Annotated in this window: 24 protein-coding genes; 7 read left to right on the top strand and 17 right to left on the bottom strand. The window is 67.9% G+C overall.

The window, feature by feature from the left end; translation table 11 throughout:
- Positions 1-148: 148 nt before the first annotated feature.
- Both ABZ796_RS03525 and ABZ796_RS03520 read right to left on the bottom strand, forming a co-directional pair.
- On the bottom strand, positions 149-1,342 hold the full coding sequence (locus tag ABZ796_RS03525) for an acyl-CoA dehydrogenase family protein (protein WP_350715448.1): 1,194 nt from the start codon (positions 1,340-1,342) through the stop codon (positions 149-151).
- A gap of 122 nt (positions 1,343-1,464) precedes the next feature.
- Entirely contained in the window at positions 1,465-2,862 is a 1,398-nt protein-coding gene (locus ABZ796_RS03520; RefSeq protein WP_357334681.1) for an endonuclease/exonuclease/phosphatase family protein, read from the bottom strand.
- Positions 2,863-3,052: 190 nt separating this feature from the next.
- Between ABZ796_RS03520 and ABZ796_RS03515 the strand changes: the two genes are divergently transcribed.
- From ABZ796_RS03515 to ABZ796_RS03495, 5 genes are all read left to right on the top strand, one after another.
- Positions 3,053-4,381, top strand: coding sequence for a CBS domain-containing protein (locus ABZ796_RS03515; protein WP_357334679.1), 1,329 nt, complete (start codon positions 3,053-3,055; stop codon positions 4,379-4,381).
- Positions 4,374-4,922: a DUF1003 domain-containing protein gene (locus tag ABZ796_RS03510; protein ID WP_357334678.1), complete on the top strand. Its 549-nt coding sequence runs from the start codon at positions 4,374-4,376 to the stop codon at positions 4,920-4,922. Before ABZ796_RS03515 ends, ABZ796_RS03510 begins: the two co-directional genes overlap by 8 nt.
- An 11-nt stretch (positions 4,923-4,933) precedes the next feature.
- Entirely contained in the window at positions 4,934-6,079 is a 1,146-nt protein-coding gene (locus ABZ796_RS03505; protein WP_357334676.1) for a P-loop NTPase, read from the top strand.
- A 17-nt stretch (positions 6,080-6,096) separates the two neighbouring features.
- Positions 6,097-6,426, top strand: coding sequence for a sec-independent translocase (locus ABZ796_RS03500; protein ID WP_008364136.1), 330 nt, complete (start codon positions 6,097-6,099; stop codon positions 6,424-6,426).
- A gap of 111 nt (positions 6,427-6,537) precedes the next feature.
- Entirely contained in the window at positions 6,538-7,083 is a 546-nt protein-coding gene (locus ABZ796_RS03495; RefSeq protein WP_357334674.1) for an Rv3235 family protein, read from the top strand.
- A 66-nt stretch (positions 7,084-7,149) separates the two neighbouring features.
- On the opposite strand, the gene secA is transcribed toward ABZ796_RS03495, so the two are convergent.
- From secA to ahcY, 10 genes are all read right to left on the bottom strand, one after another.
- Complete coding sequence (secA, locus tag ABZ796_RS03490) at positions 7,150-10,047, bottom strand: preprotein translocase subunit SecA (protein ID WP_357334672.1); 2,898 nt, start codon at positions 10,045-10,047, stop codon at positions 7,150-7,152.
- Positions 10,048-10,113: 66 nt separating this feature from the next.
- The gene (locus tag ABZ796_RS03485) at positions 10,114-11,355 is read right to left on the bottom strand and encodes a crosslink repair DNA glycosylase YcaQ family protein (RefSeq protein WP_357334671.1); all 1,242 of its coding nucleotides are present in this window, start codon (positions 11,353-11,355) and stop codon (positions 10,114-10,116) included.
- A gap of 51 nt (positions 11,356-11,406) precedes the next feature.
- Positions 11,407-11,877, bottom strand: coding sequence for a hemerythrin domain-containing protein (locus ABZ796_RS03480; protein ID WP_357334669.1), 471 nt, complete (start codon positions 11,875-11,877; stop codon positions 11,407-11,409).
- Between the two features lie 122 nt (positions 11,878-11,999).
- On the bottom strand, positions 12,000-12,680 hold the full coding sequence (locus tag ABZ796_RS03475; RefSeq protein ID WP_357334667.1) for a response regulator transcription factor: 681 nt from the start codon (positions 12,678-12,680) through the stop codon (positions 12,000-12,002).
- Between the two features lie 114 nt (positions 12,681-12,794).
- Entirely contained in the window at positions 12,795-13,436 is a 642-nt protein-coding gene (gene raiA, locus ABZ796_RS03470) for a ribosome-associated translation inhibitor RaiA (protein ID WP_350659377.1), read from the bottom strand.
- Positions 13,437-13,842: 406 nt separating this feature from the next.
- Entirely contained in the window at positions 13,843-14,559 is a 717-nt protein-coding gene (locus ABZ796_RS03465) for a ComF family protein (RefSeq protein WP_357334666.1), read from the bottom strand.
- Positions 14,560-14,631: 72 nt separating this feature from the next.
- The gene (locus tag ABZ796_RS03460) at positions 14,632-16,350 is read right to left on the bottom strand and encodes an LpqB family beta-propeller domain-containing protein (RefSeq protein ID WP_357334664.1); all 1,719 of its coding nucleotides are present in this window, start codon (positions 16,348-16,350) and stop codon (positions 14,632-14,634) included.
- The gene (mtrB, locus tag ABZ796_RS03455; RefSeq protein ID WP_357334662.1) at positions 16,347-17,963 is read right to left on the bottom strand and encodes an MtrAB system histidine kinase MtrB; all 1,617 of its coding nucleotides are present in this window, start codon (positions 17,961-17,963) and stop codon (positions 16,347-16,349) included. Before mtrB ends, ABZ796_RS03460 begins: the two co-directional genes overlap by 4 nt.
- A complete protein-coding gene (gene mtrA / locus ABZ796_RS03450) occupies positions 17,960-18,667 on the bottom strand; it encodes an MtrAB system response regulator MtrA (RefSeq protein ID WP_357334660.1) in 708 nt (235 codons plus the stop codon). Before mtrA ends, mtrB begins: the two co-directional genes overlap by 4 nt.
- Positions 18,668-18,836: 169 nt before the next feature.
- Positions 18,837-20,276 (bottom strand): adenosylhomocysteinase, encoded by a 1,440-nt coding sequence (gene ahcY / locus ABZ796_RS03445; RefSeq protein WP_357334659.1) that lies wholly within the window; start codon positions 20,274-20,276, stop codon positions 18,837-18,839.
- 176 nt (positions 20,277-20,452) lie between these two features.
- Here ahcY and ABZ796_RS03440 point away from each other — a divergent pair, with 176 nt between their 5' ends.
- Both ABZ796_RS03440 and ABZ796_RS03435 read left to right on the top strand, forming a co-directional pair.
- Complete coding sequence (locus tag ABZ796_RS03440; RefSeq protein WP_357334657.1) at positions 20,453-21,067, top strand: serine hydrolase domain-containing protein; 615 nt, start codon at positions 20,453-20,455, stop codon at positions 21,065-21,067.
- Positions 21,064-21,357, top strand: coding sequence for a hypothetical protein (locus ABZ796_RS03435; protein WP_357334655.1), 294 nt, complete (start codon positions 21,064-21,066; stop codon positions 21,355-21,357). The genes ABZ796_RS03440 and ABZ796_RS03435 overlap by 4 nt, the downstream gene beginning before the upstream one ends.
- 11 nt (positions 21,358-21,368) lie before the next feature.
- Here the strand turns inward: ABZ796_RS03435 and ABZ796_RS03430 are convergent, their stop codons facing one another.
- The 5 genes from ABZ796_RS03430 to ABZ796_RS03410 form a co-directional block, all read right to left on the bottom strand.
- Complete coding sequence (locus ABZ796_RS03430) at positions 21,369-22,328, bottom strand: DUF808 domain-containing protein (protein WP_357334654.1); 960 nt, start codon at positions 22,326-22,328, stop codon at positions 21,369-21,371.
- A gap of 187 nt (positions 22,329-22,515) precedes the next feature.
- Entirely contained in the window at positions 22,516-23,334 is an 819-nt protein-coding gene (locus tag ABZ796_RS03425) for a transporter substrate-binding domain-containing protein (protein ID WP_357334652.1), read from the bottom strand.
- Between the two features lie 121 nt (positions 23,335-23,455).
- A complete protein-coding gene (locus ABZ796_RS03420) occupies positions 23,456-24,268 on the bottom strand; it encodes a transporter substrate-binding domain-containing protein (protein WP_357334651.1) in 813 nt (270 codons plus the stop codon).
- 255 nt (positions 24,269-24,523) lie between these two features.
- On the bottom strand, positions 24,524-25,336 hold the full coding sequence (locus ABZ796_RS03415) for an ABC transporter substrate-binding protein (protein ID WP_357334649.1): 813 nt from the start codon (positions 25,334-25,336) through the stop codon (positions 24,524-24,526).
- Positions 25,337-25,508: 172 nt separating this feature from the next.
- Positions 25,509-26,540, bottom strand: a complete 1,032-nt coding sequence (locus tag ABZ796_RS03410; RefSeq protein ID WP_357334647.1) for an SIS domain-containing protein — start codon at positions 26,538-26,540, stop codon at positions 25,509-25,511.
- Between the last annotated feature and the right edge of the window lie 6 nt (positions 26,541-26,546).

Below are 26,546 nucleotides of genomic sequence, written 5' to 3'. Positions count from 1 at the left end.
AGCGGATCGCCGCCCAGGCCGAGATCGCGGTACGACGCGGGCCGTGCGTCCCTCGACCTTCGTGGAGGCGACCCGACCGACGATGACACCGGCAACCCGGACCTCGTCGCCCACTTCTACAGATTCGGCGGGAGGTCCGGCCGATGGGTCAGGACTTGTAGTCCTTCAGGAGGCTGCGGCCGATGATCATCTTCTGGATGTCGCTGGTGCCCTCACCGATGAGCATGAACTTGACCTCGCGCATGAGCCGCTCGATCTCGTACTCCTTGGAGTAGCCGTAGCCGCCGTGGATGCGGAAGGAGTCCTCCACGACCTCGTTGGCGTACTCGGAGGCGACCATCTTGGCCATCCCGGCCTCGACGTCCATCCGCTTGCCGGTGTCCTTCAGCCGCGCGGCGCGGACCATCATGTTGTGGGAGACCTCGACCTTGGTGCCCATCTCGGCCAGACGGAACAGGATGGCCTGGTGCTCGGCGATCTTCTTGCCGAAGGTCTGACGCTGCTGGGAGTAGGCGATGCCGAGCTCGAAGCCACGGATCGCCAGGCCGCAGGCACGAGCCGCGACGTTGACCCGGCCGACCTCGACACCGTCCATCATCTGGAAGAAGCCCTTGCCCGGGGCGCCACCGAGGATCTGGTCGGCCGAGATCTTGTGACCCTCGAAGATCATCTCGGTCGTGTCGATGCCCTTGTAGCCCATCTTGTCGATCTTGCCGGGCACCGTGACGCCCTGGGCGGTCTCGCCGAAGCCCGGGGTCTTCTCCACCAGGAAGGTGGTCATGTTCTTGTAGACGCTCTCGGCGCCCTCGTCGGTCTTGGTCAGCACCGCGACCAGCGTGGAGGAGCCACCGTTGGTCAGCCACATCTTCTGACCGGTGATGCTGTAGGACCCGTCCTCGAGCTTGGTCGCCTTGGTGGAGACCGCGCTCACGTCGGAGCCGAGACCCGGCTCGGACATCGAGAACGCGCCGCGTACCTCGCCGGTCGCCATCTTCGGCAGGTACTTCTGCTTCTGCTCCTCGGTGCCGTGCTGCATCAGCATGTAGGCCACGATGAAGTGGGTGTTGATGACACCCGAGACCGACATCCAGCCGCGCGCGATCTCCTCGACGCACAGCGCGTACGTCAGCAGCGACTCGCCCAGACCGCCGTACTCCTCAGGGATCATCAGACCGAAGATGCCCAGCTCCTTGAGGCCCTCCACGATCTCGGTCGGGTACTCATCGGCGTGCTCCAGCTCCTGGGCCACCGGAATGACCTTCTCGTCCACGAACTGGCGGACGGTCTTCAGGATCTCTTCCTGGATGTCGGTGAGACCTTCGGTCTCGGCAAGGCGACCCATGCTGTACTCCTAACTCGGTGGTCGAGCCTGTCGAGACCACCACGACGTGTCACTGCGGCAGGTTACCAATCAGTAACCATCAGTGACAGGGTGACTCCCACCACATCGCGATCCTACGTCCCTCAGACCCGGCGTCCGACTGCCGAGAAGAACGGCTTGAGGAGCTTGTCGTACGACGCCTGGGTGACGCTCACGTAGCCCGATCGCTTCCCGGCGCCGGCCGAGTTGGACATCTGGGTGCTGGAGCCGAAGGCGAACGTCGGGGTGACACCTGTCCTGCTGATCAGCAGGACGGTCGCCCGCAGGCCGGCGCCGTCGTAGCCGTCCGGGCGCGGCACCGCCCAGCTCTTCTTGTCGACGTCCTTGCCGAGGACCCGCTGCAGCGACCGCATCTCGGCGGTCGTGGTCCGCTCCGCGGTGACGACCTGGACGTGCGCACCACGCGACTTGGCCCGCTTCAGCGCCCGGAGCACCTTGCCGTTGCTCAGCGCGCGGGTGGCCAGGCGGACGACCTGACCCCGCTTGGTGCTGTTGATCGACTTCAGGACCGTACGCAGCACGCTCTGCTCATCGGCGGCACTCAGCCCCGGGTCGGTGACCACGACACCCGGCCCGAACCGGACCCGGGCGGAGCCCTCGGTGGAGGTCACGGGCAGCGGCGAGAAGTCGACACGGACCGCGTGATGGTCGGACTCGAGCCCGAAGGCGCGCTGGTTGCCGGTGGCGAACCGCGCGATCCCGCGGGCCAGCACGTAGTCGATGGTCGAGTCCCGGCCATGTGTGACCGGCGCCTGCTCGGTGACGTCGTAGCTCGGGACCAGGTGCTGCGCGGCGAAGATCTCACGCGGGTAGCGCGAGCCGCCGTACTGCACGTTCAGGTCGCCGCCGACCATCACCGGTCCCCGCCGGGCCAGCGCCTTGACGAGCACGTTGAGCGCGCGGGCGGAGGGACGGACCAGGTCGCCGTAGTACTTGGACTTCGGCGCGAAGTGCACCGCGACCACCGAGACGTTCCGGCCGGTCGCCCGGTTCTCGAGGGTGACCCAGTTGGCGTACCTGATGCCCCAGTGCAGGCGCTGGTCGGCCGCCTTGCCGCGCTTGTTGCTGATCCGGTGGATGCCCTTCGAGGTCGCGGCCCACTTGTCGTTGTCCCAGGCCACCGCCGTCGCGGACCTGTAGGCGTTGCCGCCCTTGCGCCACACGCGATAGCGCCCCGGCTCGAGGTCCGCGGTGCGGCGGCCGTTCACCTCGTTGTAGGCGATGAAGTCGGGCGCGGTGTCGACGACCTCGCGTACGTCCTTCTTGAACTTCGCCGTGCCCATGCTGGCCCTGATGTTGGCCTGGACCATCCGGTAGCGCGGTGGCGCGTAGGCGACGGTCTCCAGGTCCGTCGGGGCCGGAGCGGTCGAGTCACGCACGGCGACGAGCGCGCCACCGAAGAGCCCGATGACAAGCCCCGTGGAGAGCAGGGCCTTGGCCACCCGGCCCGCGGGAGACGTGACATGAGGTTGTGTACGCATCTGTTCTCGTCCCTCTCACAGCAGCGGCGACCGATCACGCTGGCCACATAGACAACTTTTGTAACACAAGCCCCAGCCCGATCGTCGACTCCGCTCCGGCGCGGGTTCGGATAGATCATCGAATCGACGTTCCCTGCCACCGAGCGAGCGCCGACGCGATCTGTCTGGACACATGTCATAACGTGGGCCCGTGAGCACCTCGCCCAACCGCGTCTACGCGGCACGCCTGGTCGGCCTTCCGATCTTCGACCCGCTCGGTGAGCAGGTCGGCAAGGTGCGAGATCTCGTGGTCACGGTCAGATCGGACGCCCGGCAGCCGCGCGTGCTCGGCCTGGTCGTCGAGGTCTTCGGGCGGCGGCGCATCTTCGTGCCGATGACCCGGGTGACCAGCATCGACTCCGGCCAGATCTACACGACCGGGCTGCTCAACATGCGCCGATTCCAGCAGCGTTCGACCGAGACCCTGGTGATCGGCCAGATGTTCGATCGGCAGGTCACGATCCGCCCGACCGGCGTCGTCGGAACCGTCTACGACATCGGCATGGAGCAGGCCCGTAACCGCGACTGGCTGCTCTCGCGGGTCGCCGTGCAGGAGCTTGCCAAGGGCCTGCGCCGCCGCGGGCAGACGCACGTGGTGGAGTGGAACGACGTCGAGGGGCTGGCCAGCCGCTCCCCCACCCAGGCCGCGACCCACCTGGTCCAGGCGATCCACGACATGCGTCCGGCCGATGCCGCGACGATGATCCACGAGCTCCCGCCCGAGCGCCGCCGACAGGTCGTCGCCGCCCTCGACGACGAGCGCCTCGCCGAGGTGCTCGAGGAGCTGCCCGAGGACGACCAGGTCGCCATCGTGCGGGCCCTGGACTCCGAGCGTGCCGCCGACGTGCTCGAGGAGATGTCGCCGGACGATGCCGCCGACCTCATCGCCGAGCTGCCCGAGGAGACCGCCACCCTGCTGCTCGAGCTGATGCAGCCGGAGGACGCCAAGGACGTACTGCGGCTGATGTCCTACGAGGAGGACACCGCCGGCTCGATGATGACCCCTGAGCCGGTCATCGTCGGCCCCGACGCGACGATCGCCGACGCGCTCGCGCTCGTACGCAACCCCGACCTCACCCCGGCCCAGGCGGCCCTGGTCTACGTGTGCCGTCCCCCGCTGGAGACGCCGACCGGCAAGTTCCTCGGTATCGCCCACATCCAGCGGCTGCTGCGCGAGCCACCCTCGACACTGGTCGCCGGGGCCCTGGACGAGTCGCTGGAGCCGCTGCGCCCCGAGGACAGCACCGAGCAGGTCGCGGCCCACCTGGCGACGTACAACCTGGTCGCCGCTCCCGTCGTCGACGAGAACGGCCACCTGGCCGGCGCGGTCACCGTCGACGACCTGCTCGACCACCTGCTCCCGGAGAACTGGCGCGAGAACCTCGCCCGTCAGGAGTCGGCCACCGAGCCCCGTCCCGACACCAGGCCCGACACCCGTCCCAACAAGGTGATCACGCCGGAGATGGTGCGACGTGGCTGACGCCCGCGCCGCCCGCGGCCGCCTCGACACCCCGCGCGAGCTGCGCCGCCCCCTGGTCCGGCGGCCCACCTTCCGTGCCGACGCCTTCGGTTCCTTCGCCGAGGCCTTCGCCCGCTACATGGGCACCGCCCGGTTCATCGCCTGGATGACCATGGTCGTGGTCATCTGGGTCGCCTGGAACCTCCTGGTTCCGAGCGAGTGGCGCTTCGACGAGTTCCCGTTCATCTTCCTGACCCTGGCTCTGAGCCTGCAGGCCTCGTACGCCGCGCCGCTGATCCTGCTCGCGCAGAACCGCCAGGAGGACCGCGACCGGGCGATCGCCGAGCAGGACCGGCGGGTCGCCTCCCAGTCCAAGGCCGACATGGAGTTCCTCGCCCGCGAGACCGCGTCGCTGCGGATGGCCCTCGGCGAGGTCGCCACCCGCGACTACCTCCGCTCCGAGCTTCGACTGCTCCTCGAGGAGCTCGATGAGCGCGACCGTCACCGCGGTCCGATCGACCAGCCCTCGGGCGATGCAGGAGAGTCCCCACGCACGACGTAGGCTTGCATACCGTGAGCAGCCCGCTTCTCGACCGTGTCAACGCAGCCCTGGCGACCGTTCAGGACCCGGAGATCAAACGACCCATCACCGAGCTGGGGATGGTCGACTCCGTCTCGATCGACGACGCAGGCGTCGTCAGCGTCAAGGTGCTGCTGACCGTCGCCGGCTGCCCGCTCAAGGACACGATCAACCGCGACACCACCGCGGCGCTGGAGAAGGTCGACGGCGTCACCGGCGTCGACCTCGAGCTCGGCGTGATGACCAACGAGCAGCGCACCGAGATGCGCAACGGGCTCACCGGCGGCCAGGCGCAGCGGGAGATCCCCTTCGCCCAGCCGGGCTCGCTGACCAAGGTCTTCGCGATCGCGTCGGGCAAGGGCGGTGTCGGCAAGTCGTCGGTCACGGTCAACCTGGCCGTCGCGCTCGCCGCCCAGGGCCTCAAGGTCGGCATCGTCGACGCCGACATCTACGGCCACTCGGTGCCCGCGATGCTGGGCGTGGCCGACTCCCGGCCGACCCAGGTCGACGACCTGATCATGCCGGTCCCGACCGCCTCGGGCGTCTCGGTGATCTCGATCGGGATGCTGAAGCCGCGTCGTGACCAGGTCGTCGCCTGGCGCGGCCCGATGCTCGACCGGGCCCTGGTCCAGATGCTCTCCGACGTCTACTGGGGCGACCTCGACGCGCTGCTGCTCGACCTGCCCCCGGGCACCGGCGACGTGGCCATCTCGCTGGGCCAGCACCTGCCCAACGCCGAGATCGTCGTGGTCACCACCCCGCAGGAGGCCGCCGCCGAGGTGGCCGAGCGGGCCGGCACCATGGCCGAGATGATGCACCAGCGCGTCGTCGGCGTCGTGGAGAACATGTCCTGGCTCGTGCTGCCCGACGGCTCCAAGATGGAGGTCTTCGGCTCCGGCGGTGGCCAGCGGGTCGCCGACACCCTCTCCCAGCGCTTCGGCTCGAAGGTGCCGCTGCTCGGTCAGATCCCGCTGGAGCAGACCCTGCGCGAGGCCGGCGACGCCGGGAAGCCGATCGTCGAGGCCGACCCGACCGCGGAGTCGGCGAAGGTGCTGGCCGAGGTGGCACGTACGATCTCGGGCCGCGGCCGCGGGCTCGCGGGCATGCAACTGGGCCTCACTCCCACCTCCAAGCTCTGACCCTGTAGGTTCGGCGCGTGTTCGGCATCGGCTTCGCGGAGCTCGCCGTCATCGTCGTGATCGCCATCCTGGTCTTCGGACCGGACAAGATCCCCGACATGGCACGGCAGATCGCCCGCCTCCTCCACCAGGTGCGCAACCTGGCCAACAACGCGCGAGACGACTTGCGCGGAGAGCTCGGGCCCGCGTATCAGGACCTCGAGCTGCGCGACCTCGACCCGCGTCGCATCGTCAGCAGGCAGATCCAGGAAGCCCTCGCCGACATCGAGGAGGAAGAGGCGCGCGCCAAGGCGCCCAAGCCTCTTCTGGCCGGCGAGAAGCCGCCTTACGACGACCAGGCGACGTAGCTCCGTCCCTCCTGTCTCCTTCCTCGCAGCAGCACCTTCTGTTACTCGCCGGTTTAGAACCGCGAATAACGGGTAAGAGAAGGTTGCCTGCGTAGAAAGGAGTTTGCGCCCATGAGCGCTCTACCATCTCGGGACCCTGATCCGGCAGCCGAGCCGGATCCGCAACGCCCTGCCGAGGTGCCTCTGGCTGATGTCCAGGGCATGCTCGCCTTCGACCTACAGCCACGCCTGGATCCGCCGCAGCCAGACCGGAGCGGGCAGGATGACGCACTGCTGGCCGAGCCGATCCCCATCGTCCCCGCCCGCGGCCACCTGAGCGCGTGGATCCCACAGTTCGCGCAGAAGATCGCCGAGGTCGTCGGCGGGGACCGTCCAGCGAGCCAGCTGGTCCGCTGGACGACCAAGGAGGTCGTCGCCGACCTGCGATACCGCGCCGCCCTCACCGCCCGTAGCGGGGCGTACGAGCCCGGCCTGGGCCGCCACCAGCCGGTCCGCCCCCGCGTCTATCGATGGCACCTCCACATGGTCACCGAGACCATCGTCGAGGCCACCGTCAACATCAAGTTCGGTCACGGCCACCGCGCGATGGCCCTCCGGTTCGAGCAGAGCGGTGAGAACTGGATCTGCACGGTCCTCAACTTCGGGCCGTACGAATGAACCACAGGAGCGCTGTGCGTACCTCGGTACGGACAGCGCTCCTGTGGTTCGAGACCGAGTGCGACCTCAGCCGTTGACGCGGGTGGTGAGGCCGGTCGGGCCGCCGGGGCGGCCGTGGCACTGCTTGAACTTCTTGCCCGAGCCGCAGGGGCACTGCTCGTTGCGGCCGACCTTGGAGTAGGGGTCGTCGGCGTTGCTGACGGTGTTGCCCTGCGCCTCGGCCTGGCCCTGCTCGTCCGGGCCGGAGAAGGCCAGGTGCTTGGGGGCAGCAGGCCTCTGCAGACCCTTCGCGGTGACCTGCGGGGCGCTGGCCGAAGCCTTTGCCGCCTCGGCCCTCAGCGCGGCGGAGATGTCCTGGAGGCCACCGGCCTGACCGACGCTGACCGGCGGCTCGGCGAGCGCACCCTCGTGCATCGGACCGGCGTGACGGGTGCCGTCGGGGTGGTAGTGGAACTCCTGCTCGGCCTGTTCGACCTGGACCTCCAGGTTGAACAGGTAGCCGACCGCGGCCTCCTTGATGCCGTCCATCATCGCGGTGAACATGTCGTAGCCCTCGCGCTGGTACTCCACCAGCGGGTCACGCTGGGAGTACGCCCGCAGCCCGATGCCCTCGCGCAGGTAGTCCATCTCGTAGAGGTGCTCGCGCCACTTGCGGTCCAGCACGGAGAGCACGACCTGGCGCTCGACCTCGCGCATGCCCTCGGAGCCGATCTCCTCCTCGCGGCGGTCGTACGCCTCCTGGGCGTCCTTCTTGAGGATCTCGATCAGCTCGCTGCGGTCGAGGTCGTCCTTGCTGCCACCGGCGTCCGCGATCAGCTTCTTCGGCTCGACCGAGACCGGCCAGATCTGGCGGAGGTCGGTCCACAGCTGGTCGAGGTCCCACTCCTCGGCGTAGTCCTGGGTCGCTCCGGTGACGACGCCTTCGACGACGTCGTCGATGAAGCCGCGGATCTGCTCCTCGAGGTCGGCGCCCTCGAGCACCTCACGGCGCTCGGCGTAGATGACCTTGCGCTGGCGGTCCATGACGTCGTCGTACTTGAGCACGTTCTTGCGGGACTCGAAGTTCTGGCCCTCGACCTGGGTCTGCGCGTTGGCGATCGACTTGGTCACCGACTTGGCCTCGATCGGCACGTCGTCGGGGATCTTCAGCGTGGTCAGGATGCGGTCGACCCACTCGCCCTTGAACAGGCGCATCAGGTCGTCCTCCAGCGACAGGTAGAAGCGGGACTCGCCCGGGTCGCCCTGACGGCCGGAACGACCACGCAGCTGGTTGTCGATACGGCGGGACTCGTGGCGCTCGGTGCCGAGGACGTAGAGACCACCCAGCTTGGTGACCTCCTCGTGCTCGGCCTTGACCTGCGCCTTGATCCGCTCGACCGTCGGCGCCCAAGCCTGCTCGTACGCCTCCGCGGTCTCGCCCGCGGGCTCCAGGCCCTGCTTACGGAGCTCCTGGTCGGCCAGGAAGTCGACCGAACCACCGAGCATGATGTCGGTGCCTCGGCCGGCCATGTTGGTGGCGACGGTGACCGCGCCCTTGTGGCCCGCCAGCGCGACGATCTTGGCCTCGTCGGCGTGGTACTTCGCGTTGAGGACGGTGTGCGGGACGCCGCGCTTCTTGAGGATGTTGCCGAGGTACTCGGACTTCTCCACCGAGACGGTGCCGACCAGCACCGGCTGGCCCTTCTTGTGGCGCTCGACGAGGTCGTCGGCGACGGCCTCGTACTTCGCCTCCTCGGTGCGGTAGACGAGGTCGGGCTGGTCCTTGCGGATCATCGGCTTGTTGGTCGGGATCGGGACCACACCGAGCTTGTAGATCTTGTCGAACTCCGACTCCTCGGTCATCGCCGTACCGGTCATGCCGGAGAGCTTCTCGTAGAGGCGGAAGTAGTTCTGCAGGGTGATGCTCGCGAGGGTCTGGTACTCCTCGCGGACCTTCACACCCTCCTTGGCCTCGATCGCCTGGTGCAGACCGTCGTTGTAGCGGCGACCGGCGAGCATGCGGCCGGTGTGCTCGTCGACGATCAGGACCTCGTCGTTGGCGACGACGTACTCCTTGTCGCGGCGGAAGAGCTCCTTGGCCTTGATCGAGTTGTTCATGAACGAGATGAGCGGCGTGTTGACCGCCTCGTAGAGGTTCTCGATGCCGAGGTGGTCCTCCACCTTGGTGATGCCCCGCTCGAGGACGGCGATGGTGCGCTTCTTCTCGTCGACCTCGTAGTCGACGTCGCGGACCAGGCTCTTGGCGATCGTGGCGAACTCGTCGTACCACTTCACGTCGTCCTCGGTCGGACCCGAGATGATCAGCGGCGTGCGGGCCTCGTCGATGAGGATCGAGTCGACCTCGTCGACGATCGCGAAGAAGTGGCCGCGCTGGACCAGGTCCTCCATGGAGGAGGCCATGTTGTCGCGCAGGTAGTCGAAGCCGAGTTCGTTGTTGGTGCCGTAGGTGATGTCGCAGTTGTAGGCCTCGCGGCGCTGCGCCGGGGTCATCTGCGGCAGGATCACGCCGACGCTGAGGCCGAGGAAGCCGTAGATGCGTCCCATCATCTCGGCCTGGAACTTGGCCAGGTAGTCGTTGACCGTGACGACGTGGACGCCCTTGCCGGCCAGCGCGTTGAGGTAGGCCGGCAGCACCGCGGTCTGGGTCTTGCCCTCACCGGTCTTCATCTCGGCGATGTTGCCGAGGTGGAGCGCCGCGCCGCCCTGGATCTGCACGTCGTAGTGACGCTGACCCAGGACGCGCTTGGTGACCTCGCGGACCGTGGCGAACGCCTCGGCCATGATGTCGTCGAGGTCCTCGCCGTTCTCCAGGCGTTGCTTGAACTCGTCGGTCATCCCGCGCAGCTCGTCATCGCTCATCGCGACGAACTCGTCCTCGATCGCATTGACGGCCTTCGAGATGGCCTCGAGCTCGCGAAGGATCTTGCCTTCGCCGAGGCGAAGGATCTTGTCGAGAATTGCCACGGTGGCGGGCTCCTACTAGCGGCAGACGGATAGCACGCTCACTCTACCCACCTCCCGGTCACCCACTCACACCAACGGCGCAAGCAGGGGTGCCAGGTCGCCCTTGGGATCGACCTCGATGGCACTCAGGCCCAGCCAGCCGGCGAGCCGCTCGAGCTCAGCCGCCAGCTCGATGGCCGTCTCGACGGGCGCGCCCGGCTCTGCTGATTGCCTCGGGCTCCGCTTCGGCTCTGCATAGGCGCCCTTGACCTGCAGCGTTCCGCGCTTGCGGTCGGCCTTCAGGTCGATCCGGCCGACGATGTGCTCACCGAGGAGGAACGGCAGCACGTAGTAGCCGTGGATCCGCTTGGGCGCGGGCGTGTAGATCTCGATCCGATAGAAGAAGTCGAACAGCGCCTCGGTGCGCTCCCGCTCCCAGACCAGCGGGTCGAACGGGCTCAGCAGCGCGCGAGCCTCGATGCGCCTCGGCAGGCGGGACCCGGAGGAGAGGTACGCCTGCTTGCGGATGCCCTCGACCGCGACCGGCTCCACCTCGCCGGCGTCGATGAGCTGGTTCAGCGCGCGTGTCGTGTCGTCCACGCGCATCCGGAAGTAGTCGGCGATGTCCTTGGCGGTGCCGACGCCGTGGGACCGCGCGGCGCGGCGTACGAGCTCGAGGTGGGCTTCTTCCTTCGTCGGCGTCGGCGCGTCGAGATGGATCCGCGGGATGACGCGCTCGGGCAGGTCGTAGGCGACCTCGAACTGGTCGTTGCGGTGCGAGATCGCCAGCTCGCCGAACATGTAGAGGATGTCGAGCGTCTTGCGCGAGTCGGACCAGTTCCAGCCCCAGTGGTCCTTGGTCTGCGGGCCGGCGTCGTCGAGCGCCTTGGCCGCGCCGCGCGCGGTGAGCGCCCCCTGCTCGGCCACCAGGGCCAGCACCTTCTCCTTCATCCCGTCCGGCACGCTGCCCCACCACTTCGAGCCCTTCTGGGCGCGGTAGTGGTCCATCCGCCACTGCATGTGCGGCCACAGCTCGACCGGCATGAACGCCTGCACGTGGGCCCAGTACTCGACCATCCTGCGGTCCCGGTGGCCCGTGCTGGCGCGGTGCAGCAGCCCGGTGTCGTACGCCCCCATCCGGCTGTAGAGCGGCATGTAGTGCGCGCGCTGCAGGACGTTGACCGAGTCCACCTGGAGGACTCCGGTGCGCTCGAGGGTGCGCTGGAACGTACGCATCGTCGGCATGGCATGGGGTTTGTCGGCGAACCCCTGCGCAGCGAGCGCGATCCGGCGGGCCTGGGAGCGGCTGAGTGTCTGAGAGCGAGGCACGACTCCGACTGTAGAGCCGGTTCCGGACAAGCCTCGTCCGGAACCGGCTCGTCAGAGCGGCCCGAAGACCCTACCTGGGTCGATCTCGAGCTCCAGGTTCTCCAGCAACCCGAGCAGCTTGCGCTCTTCGAAGCGGAAGTGGGACTCCATGATCGCGGCGATGCCCTCGAGGTGTTTCCCGAGGTCCTCGGGGGTGGCGGCCCTGTCGACGGCCGCCTGGAGGCCGCCGAGGAGATGGCCGATCATGGAGTGGTCCTGCTCGAGATAGTGGATCGTCTCGCGCAGCTCCGGGTGTGATCGGGCGATCGCAGGGAAGAGCTCCCGGTCCTCGCCCTCGTGATGGCCGGTCAGGGCCGCGCAGAACCCATGGCAGAACAGCAGCAGGTCGCGAGCCGCCGGCTCGGCGGGATCTCCGGCGGCGATGGCCTCCTGCGTCACCCGCAGAGCCTTGCGCAGGCGCTCATGCACCTCGCGCATCTCGTTGCTCCAGGCGATCAGCCTGGTCTTCTCGCCCTCAGTCACGTGAGGGCGAAGGGGACGACAACATCAGTCGTGCTCCTTCGTGTCCGGCGCCTCCATGCCTGACACGGTCTGTCACCGGCACGCGACGCTGGCGACAGCCTAGCCGAGCCGACTCAGTCGACTCAGTCGACGTTGAGGAGCTTCTGACGCACGGCGTACATGACCGCCTCCATGCGCGAGTGGGCCTGGAGCTTCTCCAGGATGTTGCGTACGTGGTTCTTGACCGTGTTCTCCGAGATGAACAGTCGTTTGGCGATCTCGCGGTTGTTGAGGCCCTTGGCGACCAGGCCGAGGACCTCGAGCTCGCGGTCGGTGAGCTTGGGCCCGGGGACCGGGGACCGGTCCGGCCGGGACATCTGCTTGAACTCCTCCATCAGCTTGACCGCCATGGAGGGGCTGATCAGCGACTGCCCATCGGCGACCACCCGGATCGCCTGGGCGACCTGGTCGATCGAGGAGTCCTTGAGGAGGTAGCCCATCGCGCCGGCCTTGACCGCGTCATAGAGGTCGGCCTCCTCGTCGGAGACGGTCAGCATGATGATGTTGGCCGAGGGGACGGCATCCTTGATGGCGACGCAGGCCTCCAGGCCGGTCTGCTTGGGCATGCGTACGTCGAGCAGCACGACGTCCGGAGCCGAAGCCGCCGCACGCTCGGTGCCCTCGATGCCGTTGGTGGCCTCGCCGATGACCTCGATGCCGGGCTCGCTCGCCAGCAGCGCGACCAGGCCCCTTCGGAAGAGCTCCTGGTCGTCGACAACCAGGACGCGGACCGGCTCACGATCGGCACCAGATGTAGATGACACGAATGCATCATGGCACGTAACTCATGATGACAAAGAGAATGGCCGGGACTCATCCATCTGAGGGATGGATGAGTCCCGGCCGACGTGCTTACGAGCGGTCGCTCGTCACAGCCGTCAGACGAGGTCTGCGCGGTTGAGCGCGATCACGCCGTAGTCGTATCCCCGCCGGCGGTAGACGACCGCCGGCCTCATCGAGTCCTTGTCGATGTAGAGGTAGAAGTCGTGTCCGACCAGCTCCATCTCGTAGAGGGCCTGGTCGAGCGTCATCGGCTCCGCGGTGTGCGTCTTCTCCCGGACCACCAAGGGCCCCTCCCCCGTCACCGTGATCGGACCGACCTGGTGCTCCCGAACCGTGTCCTCCTCGAACGTCTCGGACTCGGACGTCGTGGCCAGGCCGTCGGGCTCGATGCCCGCCAGTGCCTGCCCGACGGATACCGGAGTGCGTCGTCCGCGGTGGACTCTGCGGCGGTCGGCGGCGCGGCGCATCTGAGAAGCCATCTTGTCGACAGCCAGGTCCAGCGCCCCCATCTTGTCCTCGGCACACGCCTCGGCCCGGATGACCGGACCCTTCGAGTATGCGGTGAGCTCGACGTGGACGGCGCCCTTGTGCTGACGCGGGTTGGGCTCGTTGTCGACCTCCACGTTGATCCTGATGATGCGGTGGTCGTGCTTCTCGAGCTTCGCGAGCTTCTCTGCTACGTGAGCGCGATAGCGGTCTGAGACCTCGGCGTTGCGAGCCGTGACGACAACTTCCATCGGTACCTCCCGGTGTTTCGGGGTTGGCGGACTCCCGGATGGTCAGCGCATGTGACCTCCGGGGTACGGAGTCCGCCCGGCCGACCTGGTCTTCGACCCCACAATCGCCTGCAGAGGCTTAGCAGCTTGGTGCCACTCCACCTTCTCCCTGCTGGCTCCCGTATCTGACGGGAGGACAAGGGCAGGACTTATCTCTAAGCCGCACCGTGATCCCCTTGCCCCAGAATCTGGGTGCGTAGGGTTACGTGGACCGTTTCGCCTGCGACTGGCATCGGCTTGCCGCTCGGATGCCCGCAACGCGGACCTCTCTGCGACGCAACCACGGACCCAGGCGGACTCCATGTAGTGACGGTAGTTCGCCGATGTTCCCCACGAAAGCCCTTCAACAGAATTACATGACGGTTTCCTACATTTGAACGCGAGACCGACGCTGGGTGGCCGCTACGGTCGCGATCGCCTTCACCCCGAGACCGACCGATTCCAGCGCTCGTTGAGCCTCCCGCGCGGTCGCGCCGGTGGTGATCACGTCGTCGCAGACGATCAGCGTCGCTCGCGGGATCTTCTTGGCAAGTGTCCGGATGCCGGACGCGGGGCAGGTGATCGAGCCGTCCAAGTTGGCCTGGCGCTGCCGAGAGTCGAGACCGGCCTGGTCCGCGACGCCGGGTCTGGTGCGGAGCAGCAGGTGATGACGTACGCCGAGACCGTGCTGCCTCAGCATCGCGGCTGCCCGGCGCGTGATCACCGCAGTGCTGTCCAGGCCGCGCTCGCGCACGGAGGCCGGTCGTGACGGGACCGGGACGAGGACGATCGGACCGGTGCCGGTCGTCGCCATCGCCTCGAGGACGGAGAGCGCGAGCAGGCCGGCCAGCGGCCTACGGAGGCCGAGGAGCTGATGCTCCTTGAGCCCGATGACCAGCTGCTTGAGGGTGCCCTCGTACGGCCCGGCCGCGAAGGCCGGGACGATGCCCGCCGGCGCCGGGGTCGGCAGGCTCGGCGCGGCCCGGTCCGGGAGGCCGGCGCGGCAGTCGCGGCACAGCAGTCGGCCCGGTCGCCGGCAGCCGACGCAGCGGCCGCCCACGACCAGGTCGTGCCAGGCGTCGGCGAGCTCGAGGCGGAGAGTCATGGGCCCGAGTCGACCAGGGTGGGTGCCGCTGGGCAACCGGGGGCTGCGTACCTGTGGATAAGGCTGTGGAGATCAGCCCTGGTAGGTGACGTCGGAGATGTTGGACGGCATCCCGAGGTCGAACCTGTCGAGCGGGTCCAGCAGGGTGGTGCCGGAGACGGCGTAGAGGCGGGCTGAGGCCACCGGGGAGCCGACGACTCCGGTGACCCGGTCGCTGACGGTGTAGCGCTCGCTGCTCGGCGCACCGTCGAGCGAGACCGACTGGAAGAGCGCGGTCGAGCCGATCTGCTGGACCGCGACGATCGTGGTCGGCGAGGTCCAGCCGATGTCGGTGACCTGCATGGTCGACGCATCGGGATGCGGCAGCAGGACGGCCGACGTCGCCGTCGTGATCTCGCCCTTCGGGCTGGCCCGCAGCCGGCTGACCACGATCCGGTCCGAGAACTCGCCGCCGATCACCGCGACGAACCGGGTGCCGTCGCGGGAGACCAGGAAACGGGTCACGTTCTCTCCCGTCACGCCGGGAATGGCGACGCGGACGCGGCGGTCGCCGTCGACGTACATCACCCGGGCTCCGGTCGAGTCCTTGTCGACCAGCCACAGCCGGCCGGCGAGGTCCCAGGAGGGCCTCAGCAGCCGGGTACCGTTCACCGGAGCCTCGGTGATCTCGCCGTCGCTGGACAGCTTCCCGACGAGGATGCCGGTGCGGTCGGCGGTGACCGCGGCGGCGGTCGAGGCGTCGGCGTCGACGGCGGCGTCGGTCACGCCGTGAGACTTCGCCCAGCCGCCGAGCACGGGCACCCACGGGTCGCCGTTCTCGCCGGTGCTGGTCACCAGCGCTCCGTCACGGAGCGCATAGAGGTCGACCCTGGCGGTGTTGCCGTTGGGGTCGTAGCCGCCGCCGCTGTCGACGCTGAACGTCTCTCCGTAGCCCGGCAGCACCACCGGCTCGCCGTCGATGGTGAGTCGGATGCGCTCCACGCTGGCGTCCTGGCGCAGCGTCCAGGCCAGCTGGGCTCCCATGAGCTGGAGGTCTTCGGAGCTGTGCTCACCCAGGTCACCGGCGAGATCGACCTCGGCCACCCCGTCGCGTACGTCCACCGAGCGGGGCTCGTCCGCCATCGCCGGGAGGGCGCTGCGGATCACGCCCTGCGCCTCCTCCCCCGGGCCGCTCAGCAGGCTCGAGACGAGGGTGGTGGAGTACGAGGCGCCCTTGGGGGCGAAGATCGGCTCGGGCACCAGGGTGTGCCCGGTCGGTTCGACGTAGTAGAGGTTGCTGCGGGCGAAGTGGGTCAGGAACCAGTCCTCCTCGACCACCAGGGCGTTCGGGGCCGCGCTGATCCGCCACTGACCCTCGGCACGGGTCAGCTCGAAGTCGAGGATCGCCTGCGAGGCGGCCAGCCCGCCACGCCACACGCCCCGCTCGTCGAGCCAGCCGGCGTCCTCGAGCTCCACCGACACCCGCGGGGAGGAGCCGACGTGGCTGCCCAGCTCGCCGTAGACCAGCGTGCGACCGGCCGGCGCCCAGTTCATCGCCGCGTCCTTGGTGAGGTAGCGGCGGGCGTAGGCCGTACTCATCGGGGTGGCCTTCATCGCGTCGAGGAACCCGTCGACGATCTCGCCCGGGGATGCCCCCGGACGCGGGGCGCCGGGGTTGTAGGGGATGACCTCCTCCTGCGCGGCCGGCTCGTCCAGGTCGAGGCGCTGGACCCGCCCGGAGTCGGGCACGTCCGAGCACGCCGAGACGAGGAGCGCGAGCGCGGTCAGGATCAGGGCGAGGGACGTTCTCACGACGCCTCCAACGTGTCACGGGCATCTGCTGGGACGAGCGGGAGCGGGCTGTGCCGCAGCGCCGCCCCGGCATAGCGCGGAAGCGTGAGCCGGAACTGGGCACCCTGGTCCGGGCGGCCCCAGGCCTGCAGCCAGCCACCGTGGAGATGGGCGTCCTCGAGGGAGATCGACAGGCCCAGCCCGGTGCCGCCGCTGGAACGGTCACGGGCGGGGTCGGCGCGCCAGAACCGGTTGAAGACCAGGGCGGTCTCCCCCGGCGCGAGCCCGACGCCGTGGTCGCGCACGGTCAGCGCCGCCGCGTGCTCGTCGGCGTCGATCCGGATGGTCACGGTCTGGCCCACCAGAGCGTGGTCGGTGGCGTTGGCCACCAGGTTGCGTACGATCCGCTCGACTCGGCGATGGTCGACCTGGGCCGTGCAGGGATGATCCGGAGCGACGACCTTCAGCTCGATGTCGCGCTTGTCGGCGAGCGTCGTGTAGGCCTCCACGACGGCGTGGGCCAACGCGGTCAGGTCCGTGTCGTAGAGGTCGAGCACGGCCGCGCCGGCGTCGAAGCGACTGATCTCGAGAAGGTCGCCCAGGAGCGTCTCGAACCGGTCCAGCTCGGTCTGCAGCAGCTCGGCCGCCCGGGCCGTCGGGGCGTCGAAGGTGTCCCTGGCCTCGTAGAGGACGTCGCTGGCCATGCGGACGGTGGTCAGCGGCGTACGCAGCTCGTGGGAGACGTCGGAGCTGAACCGTCGCTGGACGCGGGAGAGGTGCTCGAGCTGCCGGATCTGGTTCTGCAGCCCGCTGGCCATCTGGTTGAACGAGAGCGCCAGGCCGGTGAGGTCGTCCTCGCCGTGGACGACCATCCGCTCCTCGAGGCGCCCGGCGGCCAGCCGTTCGGCGGTCCTGCGGGCGATCCGGATGGGCGTGACGACGTGGCGGGTCACAGCCCAGCTGCCGACGCCGATCAGCAGGATCAGGATCGCCCCCGCGGCCAGCAGCCCACGCGTGATGACGCCGAGCGTCTCCTGCTCCTGGTCCATCGGGAAGAGGAAGTAGACGTTGTAGGTGTCGTCGTGCAACTCCAGCTGCGACCCGATCACGATGCCGGGGGTCGAGGACCGTTCGCCGTCGTCGTAGGAGATCCGGGTGTAGGTCCAGGCCGGCTCGGCGCGGATTGTCTGGAAGCGGTCCTCGAGGGTGCGCGGGACGCTGCGTACGTCCACACCGGGCGTCCACTCGACGCCGTCGTCGCTGATCCGGCCGGAGGTCGAGGTCACCGGGCCGGCCATGACGACGCCGTAGCCACGCGAGAGGCTGCGCTGGATGATCGGGTCGCCCAGGTCGTTGCGCTGCAGCGGGGTGCCGCCGTTGGCGCCCGAGGTCTCCGCGATGCTCGCGCGGGCCGCGGAGAGCTCCTCGGAGGCCTCCGCCTTCGCCGCGGCGACGCGGTCCTGAACCAGCTCGTCGCCGATCTGCTCGAGCAGGATCAGCCCGACCAGGCTGACGGCGGCCGCGGTGAGGAGGACGGTGTAGACCACGACGCGGGTCTGGATCGACCGGCGCCAGGTGGTCAGGAGCTTCTTGGGCGTCCGGGCCGCGGTGCGGACGACCTGCTGGAGTGTCACACGGGCCCTGCCTTGTAGCCGACACCACGGACGGTGACGACGATCTCGGGGTTCTCCGGGTCGTGCTCGACCTTGGAGCGCAGCCGCTGGACGTGCACGTTGACCAGCCGGGTGTCGGCGGCGTGGCGGTAGCCCCACACCTGCTCGAGCAGCACCTCGCGGGAGAAGACCTGGTGAGGCTTGCGGGCCAGGCATTCCAGCAGGTCGAACTCCAGCGGCGTGAGCTGGATCTGCTCACCGTCACGGGTGACCTGGTGGCCGGCCACGTCGATGGTGAGATCGCCGATCTCCAGCACCTCGGGCACGGCGTCGCCGTGCCTGCGGACCCGCGCCCGGATCCTGGCAATCAGCTCCTTGGGCTTGAACGGCTTGACCACGTAGTCGTCGGCCCCGGACTCGAGCCCGACCACCACGTCCACCGTGTCGCCCTTCGCGGTGAGCATGACGATCGGCACACCCGACTCCTTGCGGATCTGCTTGCACACCTCGATGCCGTCCATCCCGGGAAGCATCAGGTCGAGCAGCACCACGTCGGGCTTGTAGTCGTGGAACGCCGGCAGCGCCATGTCACCACGAGCGACCAGCTGTGAGTCGAACCCCTCTTGTCTCAGCACGATCGCAAGCATCTCGCTCAGCGAGGCATCATCATCGACAACGAGGACCTTTCCCTTGGCGGGCTGGTCGGAAGCACTGCGATCGGCCATGTGTCCGATTCTGTCACCCGGTGCGTGCGACGTGTCACATGAGCCACCCCACAACGCGCGAGTCGGCGCGTCCTGACCCGATTCCCTGCCGAGTCGGCTCGTCATGACGAGCCGACTCGGCAGGGTTTTCGGTCAGAACGCGCCGACTCGGCGCGGGTTCAGACGGTGATCAGTAGCGGTAGTGGTCCGACTTGTACGGACCCTCGACCGGGACGCCGAGGTAGTCGGCCTGATCCTGCTTGAGCTCGGTGAGCTCGACGCCGAGGGCGCCGAGGTGGAGGCGGGCGACCTCTTCGTCGAGCGCCTTGGGCAGGACGTAGACGCCGATCGGGTACTCGTCTGTCTTGGTGAAGAGCTCGATCTGCGCCAGCGTCTGGTTGGTGAAGGAGTTCGACATCACGAAGCTCGGGTGGCCGGTGGCGTTGCCCAGGTTGAGAAGGCGGCCCTCGGACAGCACGATGATCTTCTTGCCGTCGGGAAAGATCCACTGGTGGACCTGCGGCTTGATCTCGTCCTTGACGATGCCCGGGATCTTGGCGAGGCCGGCCATGTCGATCTCGTTGTCGAAGTGGCCGATGTTGCCGACGATGGCCTGGTTCTTCATCTTCTCGAAGTGCTCGACCCGGATGATGTCGAAGTTGCCGGTCGTGGTCACGAAGATGTCGGCGGTCTCGACGACCGACTCCAGGCGGCGGACCTCGTAGCCGTCCATCGCGGCCTGCAGCGCGCAGATCGGGTCGATCTCGGTGATGATGACGCGAGCACCCTGGCCGCGCAGCGACTCCGCCGAGCCCTTGCCGACGTCGCCGTAGCCGCAGACGACCGCGACCTTGCCGCCGATCATCACGTCGGTGGCGCGGTTGATGCCGTCGATGAGCGAGTGGCGGCAGCCGTACTTGTTGTCGAACTTCGACTTGGTGACCGAGTCGTTGACGTTGATCGCCGGGAAGAGGAGCGAGCCCTCCTTGAACCGGTCGTAGAGGCGCAGGACACCGGTGGTGGTCTCCTCGGTGACGCCCTTGATGCCGTTGGCGATGTTGGTCCAGCGCTGCGGGTCGTTCTTCAGCGAACGGTCGAGGACCCGGAGGACCTCCTTGAACTCCTCGTTGTCGGTGGAGTCCTGGCCCGGCACCGCGCCGGCCTTCTCGAACTCGACACCCTTGTGGACGAGCAGCGTGATGTCGCCGCCGTCGTCGAGGAGCATGTTCGGACCGACCTTGTTGCCGGCCTCGTCGGTGAAGTCGAAGACCTTCTCGGCCTCGTCCCAGTACTCCGCCAGGGTCTCGCCCTTCCAGGCGAAGACCGGGGTGCCCTGGGGGTCCTCGGCGGTGCCCGTGCCGACGACGACGGCCGCGGCGGCGTGGTCCTGGGTGGAGAAGATGTTGCAGGTGGCCCAGCGCACATCGGCGCCGAGCGCGGTCAGCGTCTCGATCAGGACGCCGGTCTGGATCGTCATGTGCAGCGAGCCGGCGATGCGGGCGCCCTTGAGCGGCTGGTCCTTGCCGTAGCGCTCGCGCATGGCCATCAGGCCCGGCATCTCGTGCTCGGCGAGGGAGAGCTCCTTGCGGCCGAACTCGGCCAGGCTCAGGTCGGCAACCTTGTAGTCCATGGTTATTCCTTACCGAAATTAATGCGGGCCTGCGTCGCGCATCTGCGCATCAGCGGGATCTCCCACGCAGGTTGCTCTCAGACTACAAGCGCTGGTTGACGGGAGCGGTAATCCGCAACCAACAGTTCGCCCGTAACCCTGTCGAAACCTAGAACAAGTTTCTATTATTGGCGAGCATGACGGCACCCACACCTGACCCGCACACGGTCCAGGGCGTCTGCGCCCCTGCGTACGAGCTTCTGCGCGACCGGCTCGCGCGCAACCTCTCTTCCGGAGCCGATCTCGGTGCCTCCGTCGCGGTGGTCCATGACGGCGACCTCGTGGCTGACCTGTGGGGTGGTGAGGCCCGGCCGGGCGAGGCCTGGCAGGAGGACACCATCGTCCGGGTCTGGTCGGTGACCAAGACGATGGCTTCTCTGACCGCGCTCGTGCTCGCCGACCGTGGCCACCTGGACCTGGACGCTCCGGTCGCGGACTACTGGCCCTCGTTCGCCGACGAGCGGGTTCTCGTCCGTCACCTGCTCTCGCACACCTCCGGCATGTCCGGGTGGACCGAGCCGCTCTCCACCGAGGCGCTCCTGGACCTGCCGCTCGCCAACGAGATGCTCGCCCGACAGGAACCCTGGTTCGAGCCGGGCTCGGGGTACCACATGGTCTCCTACGGGCATCTGGTCGACGGCCTGGTCCGTGGCGCCACCGGGAAGCCGGTCTCGGAGGTGTTCGCCGAGCTGATCGCGAGGTCTCGCTGCATCCCGATGCCGACCACCGCTATCCGCTGTTCAAGCGGATGATCAAGCCGGGCGCCGACCACCTCTACTTCATGGGGCTCGCCCAGTCCTCCCCCACCATCGTCAACCTCGCCGAGCAGCAGTCCAAGCTCCTGGCCCGCCTGCTCACCGGGAGCTATGCGCTTCCACCTGTCGAGGAGCAGGAGCGCATCCTGAAGGCCGACGAGGAGGCTCACCTGGAGCAGTACTACGCCGCCCCACGCCACACCATCCAGATCGAATTCGCCCGCTACGTCATCGACCTGATGGCCGAGATCGAGGCCGGGGAGGCGCGAGCCGCCGGGGCTGGGTAGCCGCAGGTGCGTCAGTGCTTCTTCTTGAACGGCAGCAGGTGGAGTACGCCGACCACGATCGCACCGACGACGAGCCCGACGACCGCGGAGAAGAAGGTGTTGACCAGCCAGGCGGCGGCCGCGCCGACGGCACCGAGGGCGTGGTGGACCTCCTCCTCGAGGTGGTGGACGGTGTCGTAGGGCCACGCCCAACCGGGGTGACCGGCGGCGAGACCGTTGACGTCGTGGACGCCGACCAGGATCAGGTGGCCACCGACCCAGAGCATCGCGATGGTGCCGACCACCGAGATCACGGCGAGCACCTTCGGCATGGCCGAGACCATGCCCAGGCCGAGCCGCTGGGCGAAGGCGCTGGGGCGCTGGGAGAGCGAGAGGCCGGCATCGTCCATCTTCACGATCAGCGCGACCACGCCGTAGACCACGAGCGTGATCAGGAAGGCGACCGCCACCAGGGCGCCGAGACGCATCCAGAAGCCCTGGTCGATGACCTCGTTGAGCGCGATCACCATGATCTCGGTGGAGAGGATCAGGTCGGTGCGTACGGCACCCGCGATCATGGTCTTCTCGGCCTCGGGCCCCTCCAGGGCGACCGGCGTCTCGTGGGCCTCCTCGTGCGGGCGGACCCATTCCAAGACCTTCTCGACGCCCTCGAAGGCGAGGAACGCCCCACCGAGCATCAGGATCGGCGTGATCGCCCACGGCGCCCACTGCGCCAGGATCAGCGCCACCGGCAAGATGATCAGCAGCTTGTTGCGCAGCGAGCCGAAGGCGATCTTCTTGATGATCGGCACCTCGCGCTCGGCGGCGATACCGTGGACGTACTGCGGCGTCACCGCGGTGTCGTCGATGACGACACCGGCGGCCTTGGCCGAAGCCTTGCCGGCGGCAGCGCCGACGTCGTCGACGGACGCAGCCGCCAGCTTGGCGATGGCAGCTACGTCGTCGAGGAGTGCGAAGAGTCCGGCGCTCATGCCGTCGCCTCCGTCGCGAAGGGCAAAGAATACGGAGGCGACGGCCTGAGGCCCACTGTCGCTCGCTGTCGCTCGCTCATGCCGTCGCCTCCGTCGCGAAGGGCAAAGAATACGGAGGCGACGGCCTGAGGCCCACTGTCGCTCGCTGGCGCTCGCTCATGACTCGAACCTTAGCGGGCAGGTCGTGCTACTCGACGCCCTGCTCCCGGAACCGCTCCGAGAGCGGGTACTCCCTGAAGTAGTCGGTCTTGATCCGCAGCCAGTCCCCGTTGACGATCATCTCGTCGATCGCCTTGTCCGCCTGGCCCCTGAGCCCGTCGCCCTTGCGGAAGACGAAGGCGATGGGGGCCTTGTCGGAGGGGAAGACGATCCGCTCCTCCATCGGGATCGGGGCGTTCTTGATCAGTCCCTCGGTGAACGGCGCGTCGTAGAAGAACGAGTCCGCCTTGCCCGCGGCGACCGCCTCCAGCGCGGCCGACTCGTTCTTCCGCTTCACGATCTCGGCCTTGGGGAAGCGCGCCTTGAGGATGCTCTCCTGTGCGGTGCCGTCCACGATGGCGACCCGGGTGCCGTTGACGTCCTTGAGCTTCTTGATCGGGGAGTTCTTCGGGGTCGTGAAGGACAGGTAGGTGACGAAGTACGGGTGCGAGAAGTCGTACGCCTCCTCGCGCTCCTCGGTCACGCTCACCTGGGAGGCGATCATGTCGATCTCGCCCTCGTCGAGCGCAGTGAAGAGGTCGGCGAAGTCCATCGGGACGAACGACGGCTTGATGCCGAGCGACTCGGTGACGCCGAGGGCCACCTCGTAGTCGAAGCCCTTGGCGGCGGAACCTTCGGTGTAGTAGACCGGGGCGCTGTCCAGCACACCGACCTTCAGCTGACCGTCATCGGCTGCGCTGCTGCGCCTGGCGGAGGAGGGGCCGGTCGTCTCGACCGTGTTGGAGACCACGATCAGGATCACCAGAAGGGTGACCGCGCCCGCAAGGATGAACTTCAGGGATTTCATACGACGTCCTGGGTGGGGGGAGGGGTGCGCCGAGACGCTGTGACCTGGGGCGATCCAGGCCAGCGGGCATCGTAGGCTAATGGTCTTCAGGCGCCCCAAAGCGGGGCGAGCGGCGTCAGGCTCAGACGCCCTTGTCCTTGAAGACGTCCGAGAGCGGATACTCCTTGAAGTACTCCTTCTTGATCTTCAGCCAGTCCCCGTCGAGGATCATCTGCTCGAGGACCCCGTCGATCGCCTCCTTGCGCTGGTCACCCTTCTGCATGACGAACCCGATCGGAGCATCGTCGGCCGGGTAGACGATCGCCTCTTTCAAGGTGATCGGCGCGCGGTTGATGATCGGCGCGGTGTAGGGCGCGTCGTAGAAGAACGCGTCGGCCTCGCCGCTCTCGATCGCCTTGACCGCGGAGTCCTCGTCCTTGGCCTTGATGACGTTGACGTCCTCGTACTGCTCGTCGAGGTAGCGCTCGTGGATGGTGCCCTCGACGACGGCGATGTTCTTGCCCTTGACGTCGTCGCGATTCTTGATGGGCGAGCCCTCCGGGGTGAGGAACGACAGATAGGTGACGAAGTAGGGCGCGGTGAAGTCGAAGTCCTGCTTCCGCTCCGCGGTCTCGGTGACCTGGGCGCCGATCATGTCGATCTCACCGGCCTCGAGGGCGGTGAAGAGGTCGCTGAAGTCCATCACCATGAACTCCGGCTTGGCACCCAATCCTTCGGCGACACCGAGCGCCATCTCGTAGTCGAAGCCCTTGGTCACGCCGTCGACCTTGTAGAAGGCCGGCTCGGTGCCGTCGACACCGATCCGAAGCGTGCCACCGGCGGCGGCACTCTCTTGATCGGTCGCCTTCGGGGCCGGGTCAGCGAAATAGCCGCCGATGACCAGGACCCCTAGGAGGGCCAGGGCGCCGGCAATGACGAACTTGATGTGATTCATGCGGAAGTCCTGTGTTTTCGGGATGGTGGGGCATGCCCGTCACGTCGGCGCCGAGAATCCGAGACGTGCTGGCCACGGATGGCCGGACGATGTTGCATCAAACACCTGTCTGCTGCCTCACGTCCAGGTTTTCGACGATCACTGTCACGATCCGTGACCGAACCTTCACCGCGCTGCGTGACCCGGATCAAGCGCATCGTCCACCTTCGACATGCCCGCCGAGGCGAACGGACCCAAACACGGTAACGCCGCATATCAGGCACCCTTCTCCCTGAAGATCTCAGAGAGCGGGACCGCCTCGAAGTAGTCGGTCTTGATCTTCACCCATTCCCCGTCGAGGACCATGTCCTCGATGACCCCGTCGATCTGTTCCTTGCGCTCGTCGCCCTCCCGAACCACGAAGCCGATGGGGGCGTCCTCGGCCTGGTAGACGATCGGCTCGGTCAGCGGGATCGGGGCGCCCGCGATGATCGACTCGGCGTAGGGGGCGCCGTAGAAGAACGCGTCAGCCTCGCCGCGCCCCATCGACCTGACCGCCGCGTCCGCGTTCTCGGCCTTGATGACGGTGACGTCCTCGTACTGCTCTTCGAGGTAGCGCTCCTGGACGGTGCCCTCGACCACGACGATCTTCTTGCCGTCGATGTCGTCGCGAGTCTTGATCGTCGAGCCCTTCGGGGCGAGGAACGACACGTACGTCACGAAGTACGGAGTGCTGAAGTCGTACCTCCGCTCCGCCTCCTCGGTCTTGGTGACCTGGGCACCGATCATGTCGATCTTGCCCGCCTCGAGGGCCGCGAAGAGCTCGTTGAACTCCATCTCGACGAACTCCGGCTCGGCACCCATGCCTTCGGCGACGCTGCGCGCCATCTGGTAGTCGAAGCCCTTGGTCACGCCGTCGACCTTGTAGTACGCCGGCTCGGCGCTGTCGACACCGATGCGGAGGGTGCCGCCGGTCGCCGCGCTCGCCTCGTCGGTCGCCGGCGGGGCAGTTTCGGAGAGTCGGCCGCTGAAGACGATCGCGCCCAGGAGGGCGAGAGCACCAGCAACGACGAACTTGGTCTGGCTCATGGGAGGGGGATCCTGTTCCAGGGGCGGGTGACTGCGACGTGTCTGAATTGTTGCCAAATCAAACAGTTGCCACTCCCCCGCGTCCAGGGGTCTTCCACGATGACGACATACCGCCAACGGATCTGAGCGCAAGGTATGAGACAGATCACAGGGATCTGTCCGTCATACGGAATTAATCGTCGTTAACCAAACCCAAACGCAAATACTCTGCGGAGTATGTCCCCTGGAGCAGCAGCGAGGCGTAGCGGGCGACCTCCGTGCTCGCGTTCGCCTCGACGACCTCTACCCGTACGCCCCGAGCGTCCGCGGACTCGGTGAGCGAACGTCGCTGCTCGACCATGATCGGGTCGGTCGCGCCGTCGTCGAGGATGACCAGAACGGGACGTACGGATGCCTGCTCCTCGGCGAAGGGGTCGTCGAAGACGTTGCGGGGCCGGGCCGCCTCGAGGACCGGGAGCAGGTCATCGGCGTCGCCGGCGATGGCACCACGGCCGCTGGCCCGGCGCAGGTTCTCGGCAACACGACGGGCGGCGCGGGCGGCGAGCACGGAGCCACCCCACACGACCGGGAGCGAGTCGGCCAGCGAGATCGCCAGGATCTTGCCCGGGTTGACCGAGATGTCGCGATGCGGCGAGCAGGCGGTGGCGACGTCGTCGAGAGCGTCGGCCACCTTGTCCGCGTCGGCCTCGGGACCGAGACCGACCGAGTTGAGGTAGGTGAGCATCAGGATCGCCATCGCGAGCGTGTCGCCGCCCTCGACCGGGAGCAGGGTGCTGTCTCGACCCTCGGCGTGCTGGGCGACCAGCGACCTCTCCGGAGCGGCCACGACCAGCTGGGCACCACGACGGACGGCCTCGGCGGCGGCCGAGGCCTCGCCCGGGTCGGAGCCGGTCGGGGCCAGCACGACCACGAGGTCGAGGCTCCCGGCCCAGCCCGGCAGACCCGGGGCGGGCCAGGCGACGAACGGCACCGGGCAGAACGGCTCGAGGACAGCGCGCAGCAGGCGCGAGTCAGGACCTGCGGCGACGACGGCTCGGGGTCGGCCGGACTCTGCGGCGCGGCGTACGGCCTCGTGCAGCGGCTCTGCGGCTCCCGCCGCCTCCCGGCGGACCCGGGCTCCGGACTCGGCCAGCGACCGCAGCAGCAGGTCGATCCCGGCCAGCGCCCGCTCGTCGTCCAGCCTGGACTCGTCGAACCAGGTCATCGCTGC

Origin of the sequence: Nocardioides sp. NPDC047086, assembly GCF_040643685.1 — a bacterium.
Taxonomy (GTDB): domain Bacteria; phylum Actinomycetota; class Actinomycetes; order Propionibacteriales; family Nocardioidaceae; genus Nocardioides.
This window is presented reverse-complemented; position numbering and strand designations above follow the sequence as displayed.